Source organism: Arthrobacter sp. CJL-S3 (assembly GCF_056711635.1).
In genome coordinates, this window is record NZ_CM160046.1 from 3,758,160 (window position 1) to 3,778,464 (window position 20,305).

The window sequence follows — 20,305 nt, forward strand, 5'->3', positions numbered from 1 at the left end:
CCCTGGCCGGGGCGAATCGCGGTGGGGCCGCCCGGGCTGCGCAGCACCGCCCGTCCCCGGACCCGTCATGTGGGCCGCCGGGGCTGCTCCTGCCTCATTCGCCAGGCAAAGATGAGCAGCCAGACGCTCCAGACCGCGGTCAGGACAATCCCGGACAGCGTCGGTACCGTATTGGCAGCCGAGAACCCTTCCGCCCCGATCACCCAGCCCTGGGCGACATAGGCCAGCCCGGAGAGCCCCATCAGGACACCGATCCCCCGGGGGATCCCCCGGGCCAGCACGATGACAAGGCCGGCCAGGATCAGCGCCGCGCCCAGCACGAAGCTCTGGTAGCTGCGCATTCCCCACTCCAGCCAGCGAATCCCTTCGGCGGTGGCGAAGCGCATGGACTTTTCGGGCCCGGCTGCGACCGCCCATGCGTCAACCGCGTGCTTGAGCGCGACGCCGTCGACGGCCTGGAGCGCAGCGTAGAGGGCAAGGGCAGCAGCCGCCAACACCGCGCCGATGCGGCCCGCCCACGCCGCTGCCCCCTCGTCCACCTTCAGGGCGGACAGCAGCACCAGGAGCCCTGTCACCAGCAACGCCATCCCCACAAACTGGCCCAGGTGGACCACGGTCCAGATGCCGCTGGCGGCGTAGGCGGCGAATGCGGCCGGATGGTCGTTCGCGCTGGCTGAGTCGGCGTGCAGTGACCCGGCCAGGAGGGAAACCACGACGCCGGAGAAGAGAACCGTTGCGGCGAGACGCAGCTGGCTGCGCGGATCCCGGCCCTTCCACCGACGCTGCACCTTAGTTCAGCCCGGAGGCCACGACGTGCCGCCACAGCCAAAAATCCCGGTCCTCCAGCACGGCCGTCCTTAGCTGGGCGGACCCGGGCCCCGGAACATCCTCGGTGGCGAGGCGGTAGGCCAGCGTGGACGCAGAGCGCGCCCAGGTCGCAATGACCAGCAACGGGAGCAGCTCCGGGTCAACGTTCCTCAGCACCAGATGCCCGCGAAGTGGCTCCAGCGCCCACCCCCCGGGTCCGAAGGCCTTGTCGAACGCCGCCAGCTGGGCAACCCGCGTAAACGCCTGGTCGGACGATTCACTGAGATATTGCAGGTAAAAGACGAGGTCGTGGCCGGGCATGCCGTACAGCGACGACCGTTCCCAGTCCATGACCTGGAGCCGGCCGCCGGTCTGCACAAGAAGGTTAGGGTGGCTCAGGTCCGCGTGTTCGAAGACGGCGGGCAGGGCGCTGCCGCGCAGGGGACCCAGCAGCTCGTGGGTGCGGTGGACCAGGGCAGACACCTCGGCGTCCCCGGGCAGCAGCGAGAGAAGCCCCTCCAGCGGGCGCTCGACCGTCCGCTCGTACCAGTCCGTGTTGTCCGGTCCCGGCCGGGTGCAGGGCAGTGCCCCCACGAAGTCCACCCCGACGGCGATCGCGCCGGGCAGATCCCCGGCGACCCGGTAGGGGTCCAGCGGAGCCCCGGTCAAGGCAGTCTCCACCAGCACCGTGTGGTCCCCGACGCCCAGCGTGGCCACAATGTGGGGGATGCCTTCCACCCGCCCGCCGCTGAGGGTGCTGAGCTGACGGAGCATGTCCGCCTCCCGCTGGACTCCTTCGTTGTCGCCCGGGCACCGCGGCACTTTGACGACCAGGCTGGGATGGCGGGCACCTTCCGGGAAGATCAGGCCCACAACGTGCCGGGAGGTGGTGAACTGCGGCGTAACCAGGAGGGTGGTCCACTCCGCGCCCAGCCCGAAGCCCCCCAGATCCCACTCGTTGCAGTGCTCGCGAAGCACCGAGTCGATGAAGTTCACGGCTGGCCTCCGGCGTCGGGCTCCTGCGACTCGGACCGGCCGGGCCGGCCGGGCTGGCCGGGCTGGCCGGGTGCGGCCGGGCCCGGGGTGGAACCCGCCACGTGCCCCCAGACGATCCCGGTGGCAACCCTCTGGAGGAGCGGCTGGGGCTGGGCCGCGTCAACCACCCAGGTGTTCGGGAGCCGCCGCGCCGTCTCCAGCTGGGCCCGTCGCCACTGTTCCAGGACCTCGGGCGGGTGTCCGCCGCTCCCGGCGAACATGACCTCTCCGGGAGCGTCGAGCACCAGCAGCACGTCGGGTTCGGGCGCCAGCGCCACCGTGAGGGCCGCCTCCGACCGGGCGGTCTCCGTCGGACCACCGGCCCTGGTCCCGGCCTCATCCGGCAGCAAGGTGTCGTAGGCCGGCCGGTCCACAAGAACCAGCCGGCCCCGGCGGTAGTGGTATCTGGCCGCCACTGCGCCGTGGAGCTGCCCGATCACATGCCGGCCGGGCCGCCCGCCGGGAATCCGAGTGAACCAGACGTCCCAGCGCCCGGGTCCGGCCTTGCCCAGGGACACGTAGCGGCTGGGAACGGGAAAGTTTTCGCCGAGCCGGCGCAGCAAGGTCGTCTTGACCGCACCCGCCGGGCCCAGCACACCAACGACCAGCCCGCGGCTGAAACGCCCCGGGAAGGTCGGGCTGATCAGCCGGAACACCCTGTTTTTCACTGCGGTCAACCGGGTGCGCAATGGCGCGTTCCGGGTCAGCGCTGATGCCATGCGGCGGGCCGGGCCGCGGAAATCGTCGACGCTGCCGGACCGGACGAGCTTCAGCAGCTGGGCGGCGGTTCCGGGTCCCACTTGCCGGTCGACATAGGCCGCGATGACGTCGTCGGTCGAGGCCAGGGCGCCGGCGACCCGGACGGTTTCCATCCGCCCCTGCCTGACGGCACCGCCTTTGTCCAGCATGATGTGCAGAAGCTGGAGCCAGGCCTGCTCGGTTGTTGCCGGGAGCCAGAGCAGCCCGTTGCGGATGCGCCGCTGGAGGCACCCCGCGGCAAGCAGCGTGTGCCACTGCTGAAACGGGCCAAAGGAGATCTCGGAGACGATGTCCAGCTTGAGCCATAGGTCCTCCGCGGCGTCATAGCTGAAATAGAACCGGTGGCTTCCGTGCCCGGGGGCCACGACCCGGCGGAACCCTGCACCCGCCAGCAGCGCGTCCAGCCGCGGGAGCCGGCCGTGGGCCACGAGAATATCCACATCGCCCTGGGGGCGCACCAGGTCATCTTCGCCGCGCAACAGCACCCAGGGAAGACCCAACCCGTCCAGCGCCCGGAACGCGCTTGCGATCGACGGGTGCATGTCTGGTTGCTCGCCGGTCCACTCGCCCGGGTCGGGCTGGCCGTTCATAGGGGCTTCCATCTGTTCCTCCGCCGTAACCCTGGAGATCATGCCTGACCAATCCTTCCGGTAATACGCGGGCGGTCAGGGCTAGGGCGCATAGGCATACTGCACGACCCAGTCGACTTCCAGATGTCCGGAGGTTTCAGGCTTGGGAGACGACGAATCCGCCCCATCCTTGGTCTCCGCCTGCAGGGTCATCCGCATATTCGTGGTTGGAACACCCTGGGGCATAGTCGTTTCACCGACGAGTTGCCCGTCCCAAAACCACTTGACTTTGCCGGGGGTCCATTCCGTCGTCGCAACATGCCAGTCGGTCGCATCGGTCGGAGAGTAATACCGGGTGGAGGGGTCGAAGCGGGCCGGTCCTTTGAGGGGCGAGTCCTTGATGGCTGAAACGCCGTACATCTTCCCGTCGAGTTCGCCCTCCGGCCAGTCGATCTCGCCCTCGAGCCAATCGTCGCTGGTGGGCCAGAGCAGGAAGGCAATTTTGTAGCCCGGCAGGGAATCCGACCGGAACCGGACGGAGTAGCGGCCATAAGTCTGGCCGGCGTAGCCGAACGGAACGACACTCGCCACCCGCGGCGTCCCGCCCTTCGTGTGCAGATAGTAGTCCAGCTTCCCGTCCTTGACCGAGAGCACAGAATCCGGCGTGTAGATTCCCTCACCGGAGGTGTCCTCAAAATCGTGATACCCGCGCATATCCGGGCCGTAGACCTCGCCCACGCGGCCACGCTTGGCAGGGGTGGTGAAGTCCTGGGCGCCTGTCTGCTTCCAGCCGGGGAGGTCCCCGACCGGCATTTCCGTCGGAGTGGGTTGCCTCAAGAAGAAGACCAGCGCGATCAGCAGCGCGGCTGCCGCAACTAACGCGACGACCTTTGCGAGGATGGCGCCGCCTCCGCCCAATCTAAAGGGTCTTCTTGATTTGGTAAATTCGGACGGCTCCGTTGTCAAATACATGATCGGCCTTATCCCCTCCGGCTATCTCCCTCTCTAGAGCGGGGAGCATGTCGGCATCGAATAGTTGGTCCTTGATCGCCTGCGCAAGCTGTGAGTCCGAGAAGACGACGAAGATGCGCTGAGGTTTCCAGTTGTTGTTCGCGTAGCGCTCCACATCCTCCGTCAGCACGTTTCCGTTCGATTTCTGAAGGAACTTGGTCAGCGACGTGACCCTGCCCCACTCCAGGTAGCTCGGGTAGCTGGGGCCGATCAGGAGCGGGAAAAAGGCGTTGGTTTCAAAGATGACGTCCTTCTCCCCTACCCGGGCGTCCAGCCATTGCGCCGCCACCACATCTTCCTTGGGGACCCGGAACTTCCCTTCGGCCTGGAAGTACACAATCGTAAACAGCATGGCCATGATCGTCAGCGAGGCGGTAGCGCCCATGACAGTGCGGCGGGTGCGGACCGGCCCGGACCAGAACAGCCACGCCGCTCCAACCGCCAGCCACGGGAGGGCGAACATAAAGACGCGGAACTTCGCCTCCCCGCCATAGGACTGGGCCAGGAGCCAGAACAGTGGCGCGACGGCCAGCCAGCCGACGACCAGCGTTTGCCGGACGTTGCCGCGGAGCAGATGGCGGACGAAGCCGGCCACGCCGAGCACCCCGATGAAGACCGACAGGGCATCCGGAGCGCGGGCCATCCAGCGGGATGCGTCATTGATATTGCCCACCTGCGGCGGGGAATAGCTGGCGTTCTTGAGGATGTCGAACCCGCTGAACAGGCCATATTTGTTGTCCACATATTCCAGATTCGGCAGAAAGTATGCGATCGCCATCACCACGAGCGCGGGACCAAGCCATTTGGGCCGGAAATAGCCGAAGACAAAAAGCGGGAACAGCGCCAGGATGGCCATGTACGGCGTCAGTTGATGACTCGCGACAGTCACCGCATGCAGCAGGAGAAATGCCACCGTCGCAGGCATGACCATGGCGCGGCTGGGGTGGACCGCTTCAGCCTCCCGAGCGGCAGGAAGCCCCTTCCTGAACCGCCCCTGCAGCCCTTTCAGCCGGTCCTCCGCAAATGTGGCTATCCTGACCGGCGTGCTGCGGAGGAAGGTCAGGGCGATGAGGCACATCGTCAGGTAGAGGGTGTAGGAGAACGCCTGCGGTGAGTAGTAGTTCTGGTTCACCCAGTTGGTGAGGGCAAAGACCAAGGTCGCACTCCAGTAAATCCTCGGGTTGGCGCTCAGGGTCCGCGCGATGGCGAGGATGATGACGACGTCCAGCAGGGCGAACCCGAACTCTGCCAGCGCCGCGTAGTCCACGGCGTCGCGATAGCCGACGACCTCGCCGAGAAAGGCGCTGACCGCGAAGAACCCCGGCCACCGCTGGTAGATGTCGATCGAAGGGTCCACCTGGCCCGCCGCGCCGATGTAGTTCGTCACGGCGATGTGCTTGTAGGACCAGGGCAAGCGCGGGACGCTAACCACCATGGGGGCTGAGGCGTAGAGCATGGCGACGAGCCCGGTGAAGGAGGCTGCCAGGAAGGCGCTGGACGCCATCCTTCGCGCCGCGACGGCCCAGATGCAGAGCGCCACAACGGCGGCCACGGAGACGTACCAGATCATGGGGAACGTCGTCAGCAGCCCTCTGTCGCCGACAAGTTCTTCCCCCGTCATGGCCAGGGCCACGCCCCACACCACCATCGCGACACCGAGGATGGCCCACGGCGCGTAGGTCGTCAGGCTTCGGCCCCGCAAGGCGCTAGGGCTCCACAGGGCGCGCCAGTCCACCGGGCGCCTGTTGACCGGATGCCCGTAAATCGCGTGCCGGCCGGTCCGGGTCCCGGGCGGAAAGAGTGCGATCAGGGTCGACGCCACCACCAGGATGGCGGCCGTCACAGGACGGGGATGCCACACCTGGGCCCACGCCATAAGGAGAGCCGGAATCGTATAGATGGCGGCACTGATCACGACGGTCCAGACCACCCGTGCCGCCGGATCGCCGTCGGGAATCCGCCGTACCAGGACCCACCCGGGCAGCATCAGGCACCCGAAGATCGTGACCGGCGCGAGCACCGGGCCGCCCAGGTCGAACAGGATGAGGACGGCGAGGATGAGGCCGGCCAGAGCCAGTCCAAAGTCCAAAGGCCTACTTGCCCACAACGCCGCAACCGTTGGCTTCGGCGCTTTGGGGGCCGGTGTTTCGTCTTGGAGTAAGAGACTCATGTCGCTGATACTTCCTTGATCGATGTGCGGGGACTGTGCTCCCGGGAAGTCAACGTCCCCTTGCGAAGCGTTGTCCCAGGGACTGTGTGTGCCGTAGTTCGTGCCGGCGGCCGTAAGGTGTCTAGGTCCTTCCCGACCGGCGTTCCAGAAGGTAGTTCAGTGGTCCTCGCGCCACTGAGATGAGTTCGGTCCGCAGGGCCTTTGCGATGCGCGGGTCCCGCGGCGCCGGGGCCGCGGTCGTAGCCTCGGCCGCTTTTTGCCCCAGCGAATTGTTTCGTGCATTTCTCAGGAAGTGCAGCGCGCCTTGCGGGCTTCGGGCGATCGCCAGACGGGCCGTTTGCGGGTCCAGGAGTATCTTGGTCAGCCACGATCCGAGGCCCTTTCCGTACCCCCGGGCCTGAACGATCAGGTCCTCCAGCTCCGCCCGGTGGCGGTGCCAGACGATCGCGGAGGGCTGGACGACCAGCGAGTGCCCTCCGAGGATCACCCGGGTAAACATGTCGATGTCCTCGCCGCCGCACGTCCGCGTCCCGACACCGAGGGCGGGATCAAAGGCCCCCAGTGCCAGGGCAGTGCGGCGGTCCAGGGCAAAGTTCGCGCCGGTGCCGAAGGCACCCACGCAGAACGGGAATGTCGGCAGATCGGCCGGAGGATCCGCCATGGAAAAGACCTTCGGTGCGACGATCTTGGACCAGCTGACGCGTTCATCGAAGTAGCCCTGGGCGGCCGAGCGCAGTTCACCGGCCGGCACCAGTCCTGTCACGCAGGCAACATCGGGGGCCTGCTCAAAGCCGGCTGCGATCCCCCGCAGCCAGAACTCATCCACGACGACGTCGTCATCCGTGAACGCGACGATGTCGCCGCGCGCACGGCGCAGGCCGGCATTGCGTGCCTTTGACAAGCCCGGCCTGGGCTCGGAGATCAGGGTCAACCGGGGGTCGCTGAACTCATCACGGACCATGTCCCGGGTTTCAGCAGTGCTTGCCCCGTTGTCCACGACGATGACATCGAAGTTCGGATAGTCGAGTCGCAGGATCGCGAGGATGGCCCCACGCAGCAGCGACGCCCGATCCCGTGTGCACACAATCACGGTGATCGACGGCGTCGACGATGCCTGGGTTGCCACGGCCGCGGGCAGTGCCGCCGCTGCGGACTCAAGAACGCCGCAGTCAAGGATGCCCCCTGGAGCGTCGACGTCGATGAACCCGCGGACGGACGGTCCGCTGCGCACCAGCAGGCGCGCACGGTGATAGCCCATCGAGTCCTGGAGCCTCAGGTGCGTGTAACCGGCGAGGGAATCGAGATCGACTGCTCCCACCCACAGCGCTCCGGGCCAGTCGGGCACGACCTCGGTCCCCATCGAAGGTGCAATATCCAGGCCTGCGTCCTCAGGTGCCACCACTAACTCATTTCCAACTTCGATCACGTGGCTTCCCTCCGGGGAAGACTGCGATGGGGGACGGGTGCTGAACCGGTCAGGACTGATCCGGAGCCTTGGGCGAGCCGGCGGCCTCGGACGTATCCTGCTGCTGTAAAGGCCAGAACGGCGACGTAGGCCCCCGCCCGGCGCCAGCCCTCAGGGTCGGCACCCCTGCTCCAGTCCACCAGAGCTGAAAAGAACGCCCGCGGCAGGACGCTGCGCACGTAGCGCCGCTCGGGGCCCAGCGCCCTTTTGTGGCCCACTATGTGGCTGACCTGGGCTTTGGAAATACCCTCCGACCAGGAACGCTCCAGCATGTAGCGGAATGTTCCCCGCTGGACCGGAACGTGGTGCCGCACCAGGGCTGCCGGCTCGTACACGATGCGCGACCCGGGGGATCCAATGGCGGCCCGGATGCAGATTTCGGTTTCTTCGCATCCCAGCGGCTTCGTCCCCTGGCGGCCCAGGGAGAGGTTGAAGCCGCCCACCTGCTGGAGCACTTGTAGCCGGAAGGACATGTTGGCGCCGATGACATTCCGTACTTCGGAGGCCACCTTCGGCAGGCCCCGGTGGCTGCAGCCGACAATCCAGTCCAGCTCCGGGCCGAAGTGACCCGGACGGCCGCCTTGCCACACGGGTTCAACCTTGCCGCCGACTGCCAGGACATCGGAATCGTCGTAGAGGGCCGTGAGCTTTTCCAGCCAATCGGGAGCTGCGACGGCGTCGTCGTCCAGGAACGCCACAATGTCCGCCGTGGAAAGCCCAACACCGGTGTTGCGGGCTCCGGAGAGCCCCTGCAGCCCGGTGCTCTCCACCAGGGTGATGTCCTGAACGGCCGCAACCAGCCGCTTATAGAGGTCCTCGTTGTGGTCAACCACAACGATCACTTGCTTCGGCTGGAGCGTCTGGGCGTGGACCGAGTCAATAACGTCCATCAGCAGATCCCAGCGCTGCTCCGTATAGGAGCAGATGACCACCGAAGCGGAGGGCCGGAAATTGAAGTCGAGCACCTTAGGCTCCTTCCGCCACGGTGAGAACGCTTTGCGGATCCGTGGGTGTGCGGGCAAACCGGACATTCGGATAGGTGTATTTCACCCGCCGCAGGGCTTCAGGTCTTGCCCCCGCGGTTGGTGCTTCCCATGTCGTGCATTCCCGGGCCAGGGTGCGGAGGACCCGCCATCCGTCGCGGAAGGTCTGCAGGTTGGAAACGCCGGAGATGCGGTCGAGTTCGAAACTCGGCACCTCCGCGATGCGGAGACCTGCGCGGGCGGCCCTGACTATCAGTTCGGTCTCAATCTCAAAGCCGTCCGACTCCAGCTCGAGGACCTCGAGGCATTCCCGCCGGAGTGCGATATAGCCGTAGCAGAGGTCGGAATAGTTGCTCCTCAGCACCGTGTTCGCCAACCCTGTCAGCACGCGGTTGCCGGCGTTCCGCAACCAGGTCAGGTCCTCTGACCCGCCTCCGGTGACATAGCGCGAGCCCTTGACGAAGTCGTAATCATGCTGGAGGGGAGAAACGAACCAACCGATTTCCTGCGGATCCATGCTCCCGTCCGCGTCAAGCATGACAATGATGTCGCCCGACGCCGCCGCGAATCCGGCGCGGACAGCGATGCCCTTGCCCTTGCGCGGCTCGGCCACCACCACGACGTCGACCCTGAGCGCCCGTGCGACGTCGATGGTGTGGTCGTGCGAGCGACCGTCCACGATGACAACTTCATCCACATACGAAGGCATTCGCCGCAGTACCCAGGGCAAATTCATTTCTTCATTAAGCGTCGGAATTACAACGCTGACCGACGCCCTGGGTGACGCCGCATTATGCTCGGACGGCGAATCAGGGACTAAATTTGGAATAGACAAATGCCTCACCACTCCACGACATTTCCGGCGCCGGCGGCATAACCATCAGCGAATGAGAACCTAGAGGACGAATTCACTGGAATCCGTCGAAAATTGTGTACAACCCCCATGCCCCAGCTGCCACTGGATGGTGGCCCTACTCAGAGCCTAAAGTTCACCCAAAGTTGTGTCACGAGTGGCTATTACTTGGTTGTTTGTTCCGGCCCCTGCGCTACTCCCGCGCCTCTACTTGGGTCTTCGGAGCGGTCTACTCGGGAACCTCGAGTCATTCCGGAACGGTGTACTCGGTCAGCACCCAAACGGCCATTTTTCGTTGAGTTTCAGGCCTTTTGTCTTGATACTGGAACGGTACGCCGGCGCGGGGGAGAGGTCCAGAGCCAGCGTGCGCAGCAGGCACATCTGAGTTTCCAGATGTGGCTGGGGGGTCGGGGGGAACGGGATTGAGGGTGCGGTTCAACTGCCGCCCGGGGGGATATCGCGTATTCCATGTCAGTTCTTTCTCCGCCAGGAAAGACAGAAGAAAACTCAAAAAAAGAAAAGTACCCCTTTTCACTTCCGGAAAGAGTGGCTAGCATCACCCTCGTCGGGAAGCATCTGCAAAACTCACCATGGAAACGGCGATCAAACGCATGAAAGAATCGGCGATGAAGATGAAACGTACCGCAAGCTGGCTCAGTAAAGTCGTAGTAATAGCATTAGTTGCGGCCGGGGGGCTGCTGGGAATTTCAACCAGCGCTACCGCGGCCACGAACTACGGCTATCCGGGCAACAGCTACACGGGCGTGAGCAATCCGCCAACCTCGGACAAACCGCAGAGCAAGCTCTGGTGGCACGACGGATCCTGGTGGGCCGACATGTGGACCTCCGGCACCGGCTGGCAGATCTACCGGCTGGACGTCGCATCAAAGACCTGGGTCAGCACGGGCCTCACCAACGACACCCGCGCCAACACGCTGGCGGACGCCCTGTGGGACGGCACCCACCTCTACATCGCCTCACACGTCGTTACGGTCTCGGGGGACACAACGCCCAGGGCGTCGGTTTCGGGCCAGCCGGCCAAGCTGTACCGCTACAGCTATTCCGGGGGGACGTTCACCCTGGACAGCGGCTTCCCGACCACGATCATGAACAACAGCAGTGAATCCATGACGATCGACCAGGACAGCACCGGAGCCATCTGGGCCACCTGGACACAGGTGTCCGGCAGTTCGACCAGCGGCTTCACCAACACCGTCTACGTCAACCGCTCCGCACCCGGCGGAACCAGCTGGAACTCCCCGTTCGTCATCCCCGTCACCAACCCCAACCCCGCGCCGGATGACATTTCGGCGGTCGTGGCCTACGGCGGTAACAAAATCGGGGTCATGTGGAGCGACCAGCGCACCGGCGCCGTGCGCTGGGCAACCCGCACCGACGGGACCAGCCCCACGGCGACGTCATCCTGGAGAGTCCAGGACGCAATCAAGGGCAACAATCTCGCCGACGACCACCTCAACGTCAAGACGCTGCAGTCCGACAGCGCCGGCCGGGTGTTCGCCGCGATCAAGACCGGCCTGAACGAGGGCTCGACCAACCAGAGCCTGGCGCAGTTGGTGCTGCTGGTCTTCAAACCCGGAACGGGCTCCTTCTCGCAGTCAACGATCGCCACGGTCGGGGACTGCGTGTCCCGGCCGCAGATCGTCCTGGATACGCAGAACAACACGGTGCATGCCTTCCATACGGCGCCCGGCACCGATGTCAGCGGCTGCGCGTTCTCCGGCACCCCCGGCGCCATCTATGAGAAGACAGCGTCCATGGACAACCCGGTCTTCCCGTCCGGACGCGGCACGCCGATCATCCAGGACGGCGCGTCCGCGAACATGAACGACGTGACCACCAGCAAGCAGAGCGTCAACAGCACCACCGGCCTTGTCGTGCTGGCCAGCAACAACGTGACCAAGCGCTACTGGTTCTCCTACCGGACCCTGGGGGGCACACCTCCTCCGGCAGCGCCGGTGGCCTCGTTCACCGCGTCGCCGACATCCGGCACGGCACCCTTGAACGTGGCCTTCACGGACACGTCCACGGGGTCGCCGACCTCCTGGGCCTGGGCCTTCGGGGACGGCGGGACCTCCACCACCCGGAATCCGTCCTACACCTACTCCACCGCGGGCACCTTCACCGCGACGTTGACCGCCACCAATGCCGGCGGTTCGACGTCGGCCAGCCGGACGATCACAGTCAGCGGCGGCACCACACCGCCGCCGTCGACGTCGGGGATCACCCTCGGCGCGTCCACCACCACCAACAACACCACCGCCACCACGACCGTCACGCTGACCAAACCCGCCGGCACCGCGGCCGGTGACGTCCTGGTCGCCTCATTCACGGCGGACAAGAACCCCACCGCCACCACCCCCTCGGGCTGGACCCCGATTGTGAACACCCTCAATGTCGGCAGCGGTGCGCGGGTGTTCGCGTACTACCGGGTGGTGGGTGCCTCCGACCCGGGAACGTACAGCTGGACCCTCAACACCGCGGTGAAGTGGGGCGGCGGAGTCACCGCCTACAAGGGCGTGAACAACACGACGCCACTGGACAGCAGCGTTGCCACGGCGGCGAACACGAGCTACACGGCCAGCAGCATTGCGGGTCCCAGCGTCACCACGGCCAGCAACAATGCGATGCTGATCGGCGGCGTCGGCTTCGACAGCTCGACTCCGGGCGCCACCGCCCCGACCGGGTGGACCGAACGCTGGGAATCCGCTGACGGCCAGATCGCTGAACAGGCCGACCGGGTCCAGGCGACCGCGGGTGCCAGCGGCACGGCAACCTGGACCTTCAACACCGCCAAGGCCGTCGCCGTCTGGCGGACCGCACTGAAGCCGGGCAGCGGGGGCTCGACCACTCCCCCGCCCTCGCCGACGGCGCCGGTGGCCTCGTTCACCGCGTCGCCGACATCGGGTACGGCCCCGTTGAACGTGGCCTTCACGGACACGTCCACGGGTTCGCCGACCTCCTGGGCCTGGGCCTTCGGGGACGGCGGGACCTCCACCACCCAGAATCCGTCACACACGTACGCCACCGCGGGGACGTTCACCGCGACGCTGACCGCCACCAACGCCGGCGGTTCAACCTCGGCCAACCGGACCATCACGGTCAGCGGCGGCACCACACCGCCGCCGTCGACGTCGGGGATCACCCTCGGCGCCTCCACCACCACCAACAACCCGACGGCCACCACCACCGTCACTCTGACCAAACCCGCCGGCACGGCCGCCGGTGACGTCCTGGTCGCGTCCTTCACGGCGGACAAGAACCCGACGGTTTCCGCTGTTCCGTCGGGCTGGACAGCCATCGTCAACAACCTGTCCGTCGGCAGCGGCGCCCGGGTGTTCGCGTACTACCGGGTGGTGGGTGCCTCCGACCCGGGAACGTACGGCTGGACCCTCAGCACCACGGCCAAGTGGGGCGGCGGAATCACCGCCTACAAGGGCGTGAACAACACCACGCCGCTGGACAGCAGCGTTGTCACGGCCGCGGACACCACCTACCTGGCCAGCAGCATTGCAGCCCCCAGCGTCACCACGGCGAGCAACAATGCGATGCTGATCGGCGGCGTCGGCTTCGACAGCTCAACCCCGGGCGCCTCCGCCCCGACCGGCTGGACCGAACGCTGGGAATCCGCTGACGGGCAGATCGCCCAGCAAGCGGACCGGGTCCAGGCGACCGCCGGAGCCAGCGGCACAGCCACCTGGACCTTCAACGTCGCGAAGGCCGTCGCGGTCTGGCGGACGGCGCTGAAACCGGCCTAGAGGATCCATCGGGCAGCCCGCTGCCGCTCAGCAGGGGCAACGCGGGAGGACGACGGCGGGGAGCTCCCCGCCGCCGTCCTCTTGCGTGTGCCGGACTGGCTCAGACCGCGGACCACCCGCCGTCGGAGGCCAGGATGGCGCCGTTGATGTTCGTTCCGTCGTCGCTGAGCAGGAACGTGATCGAGGCCGCCAGCTGGGCCGCGGTGGCGGGGGCCGGGATGTTCGCCCCCATCAGCGGGCCGAGGCGCTCGGCGGCGAGCTGGGAACCCCACGTGGCCTCGATGTTGGTGATGGTGGCCCCGGGGGCCACGGCGTTGAAGCGAAGGCCCCTGGGTCCGTACATCACCGAGGAGTTCTTGGTGAGGCCGACGACGGCGTGCTTGGACGCGGTGTACGCGGCGCCAGCGGCGGAACCGCGGAGGCCGGCCTCCGAGGCGACGTTGACTACGGAGCCGGAACCCGCCTCGAGCATCAGCGGCACCACGGCGCGGGTCAGGCGCATCAGGGCGGTGACGTTGATCCTGAACACCCTGTCCCAGGTGTCGTCGTCGACCTCGTGGATCGGGGCGAAGTGGTCCATGATGCCGGCGACGTTCGCGAGCGCATCCACCCTGCCGTCCGCGGCGGCGACGACGGCGGCGATCGTGTCTTCGTCGGAGATGTCACCGGCCACGGGAACCACGTCCAGGCCGCTGTTCCCGGCAACCAGCGCGTCCAGCCGCTCGGGGCTGATGTCGGCGGCGATGACCCGGCCGCCTTCCTTGGCAACGCGCAGGGCCGTGGCCAGGCCGATGCCCGAACCGGCACCCGTGACGATAACGGTTTTGCCGGCGAAGCGGCCCGCCGTGATGGATTCCTGCCATGAAGCTTCGTTGCCCATGATGCCCTTCCGAACGTTTCCAGTGCTGACGCCTTCCACCTTATGACACCCTGTGTCATTATGAAAGGGTGAATACTGGTGGGATGCCCCAGCAAGACCCCAGACCCTCCGGCATACGCTCCGCCGGGCGTCCGGTGACCATCGATCCGGACGCCATCGCCAGCCTCGCGCTGCGGCTCTTCGCCGAGCACGGGTACGAACGGACCTCGATGGAGGACATCGCCCGCGGGGCCGGCATCGGGCGCAAGAGCCTGTACCGGTATTTCTCCAGCAAGGCCGACCTCATCTGGGGCGGCATGGAACCGGTGATCGCGGCCTCGGGGCTGGTCCTCGAGGTGGCCCGCGACGCTCGGGAAGACAGCGAGGACCTCCTGGCGGGGCTGCGCGCCGCGGCCGTCGCCGGAGTGGCGGTCATTCCCGATCTTTCGGTGTCGCGGGGGCGGCTGCGGCTGATCGCCGAGCATCCCGAGCTCGCCAGCCGGAGCTACGAGTCCCTGGCACCCCAGCGCGAGCGCGCCCGGCGGCACCTGATCGGCCTGGGCGTTCCCGAGGAAACAGCCGGCTACCTGAGCGCGGCCTATCTGGCCGCGACCTTCGAAGCGTGGATGCGGTGGGCTGCCGGCACGGACCCGGATCCGGTGCCGTATCTGCTGGCAGCCGTCGAGGTGCTGCGGGTGCCGGGGGCGTGAGCGGCTCCGCAGACCGACTCTTCCCGACTTACGGCCGCCGCGGTTTGACGTACGCACCCCCTGTTGTCCACAGTAAGTGCGTGCCTGCCAACGCTGAACGAAGTCTGCCGCGCCCCGTGCTGACGGTCGGTCGCTCCTGGCGGCGGCAGGCCGCGGCACTGACCGGCTTTCTCGCGGCGTCGTGGATCGTGTCGCTGCTGGGCTCTTTGCCGATCCGGCTGAACGCCGCTTGGTACGCCCTGGCCGATAAGGCACCATGGACACCGCCGGGGTGGATCTTCGGCTCCGTATGGCTCGTGCTCTACGCCGCCCTGGCCGTCGCCGCGTGGCTGGTATGGCGGCAGAGGCACCTCCCGCGCAGGGCTGCGTTCACGGTCTACGGCGCGCTCCTGATGCTGAACCTGGCGTGGCCGCTGATGTTCTTCGGCCTGTACCCGATGATGGGGGCCGCCGCCCTGTGGCTGGCGCTGCTCCTTATTGCCGCCCACGCCGTGGTGGCGACGCTGACCGTGCTGTTCTTCGGGCCCATCAGCAGGACTGCCGGGTTGCTGATGCTGCCCTACGTTTCGTGGCTCGTGTTCTCGGCGAGCCTGAACCTGCACGCCGCCGTGAACAACTGACAGGTGCCGGGCGGCGAGTGGGGAATTGTGCCGTGGGGTGGCATCCTGAGAGCATCATGACCGCACACGAAGAGCCACACGATTCCTCCCAGGCCTCCTCCGAGGCGCGGGGCCGCCGCGGGCTTTCGGCCTGGGCACTGGGCGGCGGGACCGAACCGGATGCCCGGTTCACGCTGGCCAACGAGCGCACGTTCCTGGCCTGGATCCGCACCTCCCTGGCGATGGTGGCCGGCGGCATCGCCGTCGAGGCCTTCACCTCGGAGCTCTTCGCCCCCGAATTCCGCAAGACCGTGGCCGTGCTCCTGCTCCTGCTGGGTCTGGTGACCGCGGGCGGCTCGTTCTTCCGCTGGCTCAATGTGGAACGGGCCATGCGGCACCAGGCTCCACTTCCGGTGCCCCTGATCGCGCCGATCCTGGCAGCCGGGGGCGCCATCGTCGCGGCCGTGCTGATCGTCTTCGTGATCGGACGGCCGGCCTAGCCGTGGCAAAGACCAGGGCCGCGGCGGTCCACAACGACCCCGGGCTCCAGCCCGAACGCACGGACCTCGCCTGGCGCCGGACCGCCCTGACGCTGATCACGGCGGCCTGTATCTTCCTGCGCTGGATGCCCCACTACGGCTGGTTTGTCGGCACCTTGGTGGCGGGTTCACTGCTGGTCGCCCTCGGGATCGCCCTCACCCAGCGGCGCCGCTACCACCGCGCCGCCAGCGGCATCGGCGGCGCGGCCATGACCGCGAACATCCGGGCGACGGCGGCCATCGCCGGTAGCGTCGTGGTGCTGGCCGGACTGGGCATCTACACGGTGCTGCTCCTGCCGCTGCAGCGCTAGCGCAGCGGCGGGGCAGGAGCGGAGGTCAGCCCGGAATGACAGGTGGATATCGTCGGTGCGTTGTCCGGCTCCGGCAGCTGACGCGAACCAAGTAATCCGAGGGGCCGCTCCGAGAGCAGGACGCCAAATAGACAAGTGGCCGGTACTGCTGACCTGCCGCAGAAGGGCTTATAACGTGAACCGAGAGACGCGGATCAAGCTGCCTGCCGAATTCGTTATGGAGGGACAACGTGCAACCAGCCCTCGCAGCGTCCGGTGCCACGGGGTGGGCACCGCACGACAGAGGACCACAGCATCGGCAGCATACTGGCCCTGCCCCGGGGCGTCGTTCTCCCACGAGGGGCCACTCAACGCACTGGCTGTGCTGCCTGCTCATCCTGACCGGGTTGTCAGGGAGCGCAACTCAGGTTGCATTCCCCATTGCGCGGCCACCTGCTGACGCTGGAAACACGGCACCAGAATCTGCCGCCGTCGATCCAGCGGCCTCCAGCGCCTTCGGAGCTGACATGCCGGTAGAGCCGCCACCTTCCGATGGCGGGGCCGGCATCCCAACGGAAGCGCCTCCTCCTGACAATGGTGCAGACACCTCCGCCGAAGCAGAAACCGGCAATCCCGCTGGCGCTGATCTGCTGACAGTCGCACCGGTCCTGGACACAACGCATCGGGTTCCGCTCGGCGTTGGCGGCCCGTGGAATCTGGTCTTCGACGACGAGTTCGACACCCTGGACACAACATTCTGGACTCCCTACTGGTTCAATGACTGCAACCCCAAATCGGTGATGAACAACGTCAAGACCTGTTCGAGCAACGTACAGGTTGTCAACGGCGAAGCAGTTCTCCAGCTCACCGACTCCGAGTCCGGCGCACTCCTCTCCACCAATCCCAAAGACGGCGTACCCGGCCACTCGGGCTTCGAGTTCACCAGCGGCTTCGTCGAAGCGCGGATCTACTTCCCTGGAACCTGCAGCAGCAGGATCCCCAACTGGCCGGCGTGGTGGACAGTGGGGCAGCGGTTTCCCCAAACCGGAGAAATCGACATAGCGGAGGCCCTCGCCGGTGATATGTGGAGCGTCTATCACTCGGCGGAGGGTTCGAAAAAGCGGCTGAACTCCGACTGCTTGGCCGGGGCATACCACACGTACGGTTTACACCGGAAGGCCGGAGCCAACGACATCTACTATGACGGCCGGCGCGTTCACTCCTATGCCACGAGCGACGGCAACAGCCCCCACTATCTACTCCTCAATGTGGGCGTTGCGGAGGGTTCGCAGATGTTCGGCAAGCGGGGCAGCATGAGGGTGGACTACGTGCGGGCGTGGCAGTAGCCGGTCCCGGCATAGCGGCGGGGCGTCGGCGGCGGCCCGGTACGTGAGCTCATGAGCGCAGCGACAAACGAGCCAGATAACTCTGTGAGCCCCCCATCGACTGCTCCACAACGGCCGTTTTGGGGGTTCAAAAGGGCCGCTGTGGAGCAGTCGATGGGTGCGATGGGTGGGATGGGTGGGGGCGGGGTCAGGCGGCGGTGACCTTCAGGAGCAGGGCGTGCTCCGGGTTGAGGCCGGGCATCGGCAGGCCCACCTCGGCCAGGAACCGGCCGCTGGCCGTGGCTCCGGATTCCAGCCACGCCGGCGGCTGGACCTGGGTGAACGTGTGGGCGTAGTCGGCGTCGCCCGGGGCGGGGAAGACCGCCTCCACCCGGTAGGCCGCATCGGCGGCGAGGCCCGGGATCGCGATCCGGCCGGGCTGCTCGGCGGCTGAGGTCCGGGTGCTGACCAGGGTGAACAGCGCCGCCGTCGAGCCCGCCACGGCGGGCCCGCCGTCGCCAGCCACCACACCGTGCAGCATCAGGGACGCGTCGGCCAGGTCCGCGCGGACCATCCGGCCGGAGTGGATGAGGCCGCGGTGCTCCTTGTAGAGGCCGATGAAGCGCTTGAGCTCCGCACGCTCCGCCCCCTGGACCTGCCGGACGTCCCATTCCATCCCGAAGTGCCCGAACAGGGCGGTGAGGGCGCGGAACGAGAGGTCGTGCGTGCGGGCCGTGGTGTGCGAGGTGGTGGGGCCGACGTGGCCGCCGACGAGCTCCGGCGGGACCACCAGGCCGGTCCAGCGCTGGATGGTCTGCCGTTCAAGGGCGTCGTTGCAGTCCGAGGCCCAGATCCGGTCGGTCCGCTCCAGGATGCCGAGGTCCACGCGGGCCCCGCCGGAGGAGCAGCTTTCAATCTCGACGCCGGGGTGCGCGGCCTTGAGCGCGTCGAAGAGCCGGTAGGCGGCGAGGGTCTGTTCGTGCACCGAGGCGCGGCCGGCGTGGCCGTGCTCCAGCTGGTCCCGGTTCTGGTCCCACTTGAGATAGCTGATGTTGTTCTCGCGCAGCAGCGCATCCACGCGGTCGTAGATGTACTGCCAGGCGTCCGGGTTGACCAGGTCGATGACGTGCTGGTGGCGCCACTCCAGCGGCAGCCGCCCGCCGTCCTTGTAACTCTGCACCGAGGGGCCGACAATCCACTCCGGGTGGGCCCGGACGACGTCGGAGTCCAGGTTGACCATTTCCGGCTCCACCCACAGCCCGAATTCCATCCCGCGGGAGGTGACGGCGTCGATCAGCGGGGTGAGCCCGGCCGGCCAGAGGGTCTCGTCGACGTACCAGTCGCCGAGCCCGGCGGTGTCGTCTCGGCGGCCACGGAACCAGCCGTCGTCGAGCACGAACCGCTCGACGCCGAGCTCCGCGGCGGAGCCCGCGAGCTCGATCAGGGTGGTGAGGTCGTGGTCGAAGTACACGGCCTCCCAGGTGTTCAGCACCACCGGGCGCGGCTTCCCGGCGCCGGCGCGGTGTCCGGCAGCGGCCGCGGAGGGCAGCACGTGGTGCGGCCGGTTCCGGAACCAGGCGTAGAAGGCCTCGCTGATGCCGTCCAGGCCGCGGTCCGAGTAGGCGGCGAACAGCGCGGGCGTCGTGTAGCTGCCGCCGGGGCCCAGGATGACCTCGGCCGCTCCGAGCAGTTCGGAGCCGCCGATCATGGTCCGCCCGTCCCCGATCGTGTCGGCGAACTGTTCGTGGTTGCCGCTCCAGGCGAGGTGGGTGGCCCAGACCCTGCCGTGGCGGTTGCCGAAGCCGGCGGTTCCGGCGGCGAAGAGTAGCGAGGAATCGTGGCCGGTGCGGCCGTGCCGGCCGGTTCGCACCCAGGTGCCCTGCTCAATGGCGCGGCGCTGCGGGTGGCGTTCCCGGCACCAGCGCCCGGTCAGGTCCAGGAGTTCGACGGCGTCCGGCGCCACCGGGAGGACCGTGGCCAGTTCGTCGAGCTGGTACGGCGAGGTGCCGGTGTTGGTGACGGTGTGGCGCAGTTCCAGCAGGCCGCCGTCGTGCAGGGTGAGGACGGACGCGACGCGGATCCCGGCGTCGGCGTCGGCCTGGATGATGACGACGGCGCCGGCGCCGTCCGGGGTTACCTCCGCCACCCGGAGGCGGGCGGAGAAGTCGTAGCCGGGAACGCCGTCGGCGATCCGGTGCCCGCGCAGGGCGGGGCGGCCGCGCCAGCTGGAGGAGGCCTGCGGGAGGAGCCCGGCGGGGACGGCGGCGTCGACCGCCGAGTTGGAAACGGAGGCACCGAGGACGGCCAGGTCGGGCAGGGAGTCGCCCAGGTCGGCACCCCAGTGGATGACCTCGGCCTCCCCGCTGTCGAAGCTGATCACCAGGCTGGTGCTGGCGGAGCGGAGGTACAGGGGTTCCATGGCGGGTCTCTTTCGGTGGTTCGGGGCGCGTCCGGGACGCGGGGCAAGTGCTGGGGGTTCAAAAGGGGTGGTGCAAAAGGGAAAGACCGGATGCCGCCGCCGCGAGGAGGTGGCGGCGGCATCCGGGGCGGGTGGG

General features: G+C 67.2%; 16 protein-coding genes. 6 read left to right on the forward strand and 10 right to left on the reverse strand.

Annotated features, from left to right (window positions below; all coding sequences use genetic code 11):
* Nucleotides 1–65 precede the first annotated feature (65 nt).
* The 8 genes from AC06G6_RS17270 to AC06G6_RS17305 form a co-directional block, all read right to left on the reverse strand.
* Entirely contained in the window at nt 66–788 is a 723-nt protein-coding gene (locus AC06G6_RS17270; protein WP_479824105.1) for a hypothetical protein, read from the reverse strand.
* A 1-nt stretch (nt 789) separates the two neighbouring features.
* On the reverse strand, nt 790–1,803 hold the full coding sequence (locus AC06G6_RS17275; RefSeq protein WP_479824107.1) for an aminoglycoside phosphotransferase family protein: 1,014 nt from the start codon (nt 1,801–1,803) through the stop codon (nt 790–792).
* Complete coding sequence (locus AC06G6_RS17280; protein ID WP_479824109.1) at nt 1,800–3,233, reverse strand: hypothetical protein; 1,434 nt, start codon at nt 3,231–3,233, stop codon at nt 1,800–1,802. Before AC06G6_RS17280 ends, AC06G6_RS17275 begins: the two co-directional genes overlap by 4 nt.
* A gap of 39 nt (nt 3,234–3,272) precedes the next feature.
* A complete protein-coding gene (locus AC06G6_RS17285; protein ID WP_479824111.1) occupies nt 3,273–4,142 on the reverse strand; it encodes a glycoside hydrolase family 16 protein in 870 nt (289 codons plus the stop codon).
* Nucleotides 4,090–6,270, reverse strand: coding sequence for a hypothetical protein (locus AC06G6_RS17290; protein WP_479824113.1), 2,181 nt, complete (start codon nt 6,268–6,270; stop codon nt 4,090–4,092). The genes AC06G6_RS17285 and AC06G6_RS17290 overlap by 53 nt, the downstream gene beginning before the upstream one ends.
* Before the next feature lie 202 nt (nt 6,271–6,472).
* Nucleotides 6,473–7,750 (reverse strand): glycosyltransferase, encoded by a 1,278-nt coding sequence (locus AC06G6_RS17295; protein ID WP_479824115.1) that lies wholly within the window; start codon nt 7,748–7,750, stop codon nt 6,473–6,475.
* 23 nt (nt 7,751–7,773) lie between these two features.
* On the reverse strand, nt 7,774–8,781 hold the full coding sequence (locus AC06G6_RS17300) for a glycosyltransferase family 2 protein (RefSeq protein ID WP_479824117.1): 1,008 nt from the start codon (nt 8,779–8,781) through the stop codon (nt 7,774–7,776).
* A gap of 1 nt (nt 8,782) precedes the next feature.
* Nucleotides 8,783–9,535, reverse strand: a complete 753-nt coding sequence (locus AC06G6_RS17305; RefSeq protein ID WP_479824119.1) for a glycosyltransferase family 2 protein — start codon at nt 9,533–9,535, stop codon at nt 8,783–8,785.
* 743 nt (nt 9,536–10,278) lie between these two features.
* On the opposite strand from AC06G6_RS17305, the gene AC06G6_RS17310 reads away from it, so the two are divergent.
* Nucleotides 10,279–13,428, forward strand: a complete 3,150-nt coding sequence (locus tag AC06G6_RS17310; protein ID WP_479824121.1) for a PKD domain-containing protein — start codon at nt 10,279–10,281, stop codon at nt 13,426–13,428.
* A gap of 100 nt (nt 13,429–13,528) precedes the next feature.
* On the opposite strand, the gene AC06G6_RS17315 is transcribed toward AC06G6_RS17310, so the two are convergent.
* Complete coding sequence (locus AC06G6_RS17315) at nt 13,529–14,308, reverse strand: SDR family NAD(P)-dependent oxidoreductase (RefSeq protein WP_479824125.1); 780 nt, start codon at nt 14,306–14,308, stop codon at nt 13,529–13,531.
* Nucleotides 14,309–14,391: 83 nt separating this feature from the next.
* Here AC06G6_RS17315 and AC06G6_RS17320 point away from each other — a divergent pair, with 83 nt between their 5' ends.
* The 5 genes from AC06G6_RS17320 (at nt 14,392) to AC06G6_RS17340 (ending at nt 17,771) form a co-directional block, all read left to right on the forward strand.
* Nucleotides 14,392–14,997, forward strand: a complete 606-nt coding sequence (locus tag AC06G6_RS17320; protein ID WP_479824127.1) for a TetR/AcrR family transcriptional regulator — start codon at nt 14,392–14,394, stop codon at nt 14,995–14,997.
* Between the two features lie 80 nt (nt 14,998–15,077).
* Entirely contained in the window at nt 15,078–15,617 is a 540-nt protein-coding gene (locus tag AC06G6_RS17325; protein ID WP_479824129.1) for a TspO/MBR family protein, read from the forward strand.
* Nucleotides 15,618–15,673: 56 nt separating this feature from the next.
* Entirely contained in the window at nt 15,674–16,096 is a 423-nt protein-coding gene (locus AC06G6_RS17330; RefSeq protein ID WP_479824131.1) for a YidH family protein, read from the forward strand.
* Nucleotides 16,097–16,098: 2 nt separating this feature from the next.
* Complete coding sequence (locus AC06G6_RS17335) at nt 16,099–16,446, forward strand: DUF202 domain-containing protein (protein ID WP_479824133.1); 348 nt, start codon at nt 16,099–16,101, stop codon at nt 16,444–16,446.
* Between the two features lie 506 nt (nt 16,447–16,952).
* Entirely contained in the window at nt 16,953–17,771 is an 819-nt protein-coding gene (locus AC06G6_RS17340) for a glycoside hydrolase family 16 protein (protein WP_479824135.1), read from the forward strand.
* Nucleotides 17,772–17,958: 187 nt separating this feature from the next.
* Here the strand turns inward: AC06G6_RS17340 and AC06G6_RS17345 are convergent, their stop codons facing one another.
* Nucleotides 17,959–20,169: an alpha-galactosidase gene (locus AC06G6_RS17345; RefSeq protein ID WP_479824137.1), complete on the reverse strand. Its 2,211-nt coding sequence runs from the start codon at nt 20,167–20,169 to the stop codon at nt 17,959–17,961.
* Nucleotides 20,170–20,305 lie beyond the last annotated feature (136 nt).

Bases quoted from the DNA above. Each gene is read 5' to 3' on its own strand.
- AC06G6_RS17340 (WP_479824135.1), top strand. From the start codon at position 16,953: ATGCCGGTAGAGCCGCCACCTTCCGATGGCGGGGCCGGCATCCCAACG.
- AC06G6_RS17315 (WP_479824125.1), bottom strand. From the start codon at position 14,308: ATGGGCAACGAAGCTTCATGGCAGGAATCCATCACGGCGGGCCGCTTC.
- AC06G6_RS17330 (WP_479824131.1), top strand. From the start codon at position 15,674: ATGACCGCACACGAAGAGCCACACGATTCCTCCCAGGCCTCCTCCGAG.
- AC06G6_RS17285 (WP_479824111.1), bottom strand. From the start codon at position 4,142: ATGTATTTGACAACGGAGCCGTCCGAATTTACCAAATCAAGAAGACCC.
- AC06G6_RS17280 (WP_479824109.1), bottom strand. From the start codon at position 3,233: ATGATCTCCAGGGTTACGGCGGAGGAACAGATGGAAGCCCCTATGAAC.
- AC06G6_RS17305 (WP_479824119.1), bottom strand. From the start codon at position 9,535: ATGAATTTGCCCTGGGTACTGCGGCGAATGCCTTCGTATGTGGATGAA.
- AC06G6_RS17320 (WP_479824127.1), top strand. From the start codon at position 14,392: ATGCCCCAGCAAGACCCCAGACCCTCCGGCATACGCTCCGCCGGGCGT.
- AC06G6_RS17345 (WP_479824137.1), bottom strand. From the start codon at position 20,169: ATGGAACCCCTGTACCTCCGCTCCGCCAGCACCAGCCTGGTGATCAGC.
- AC06G6_RS17310 (WP_479824121.1), top strand. From the start codon at position 10,279: ATGAAGATGAAACGTACCGCAAGCTGGCTCAGTAAAGTCGTAGTAATA.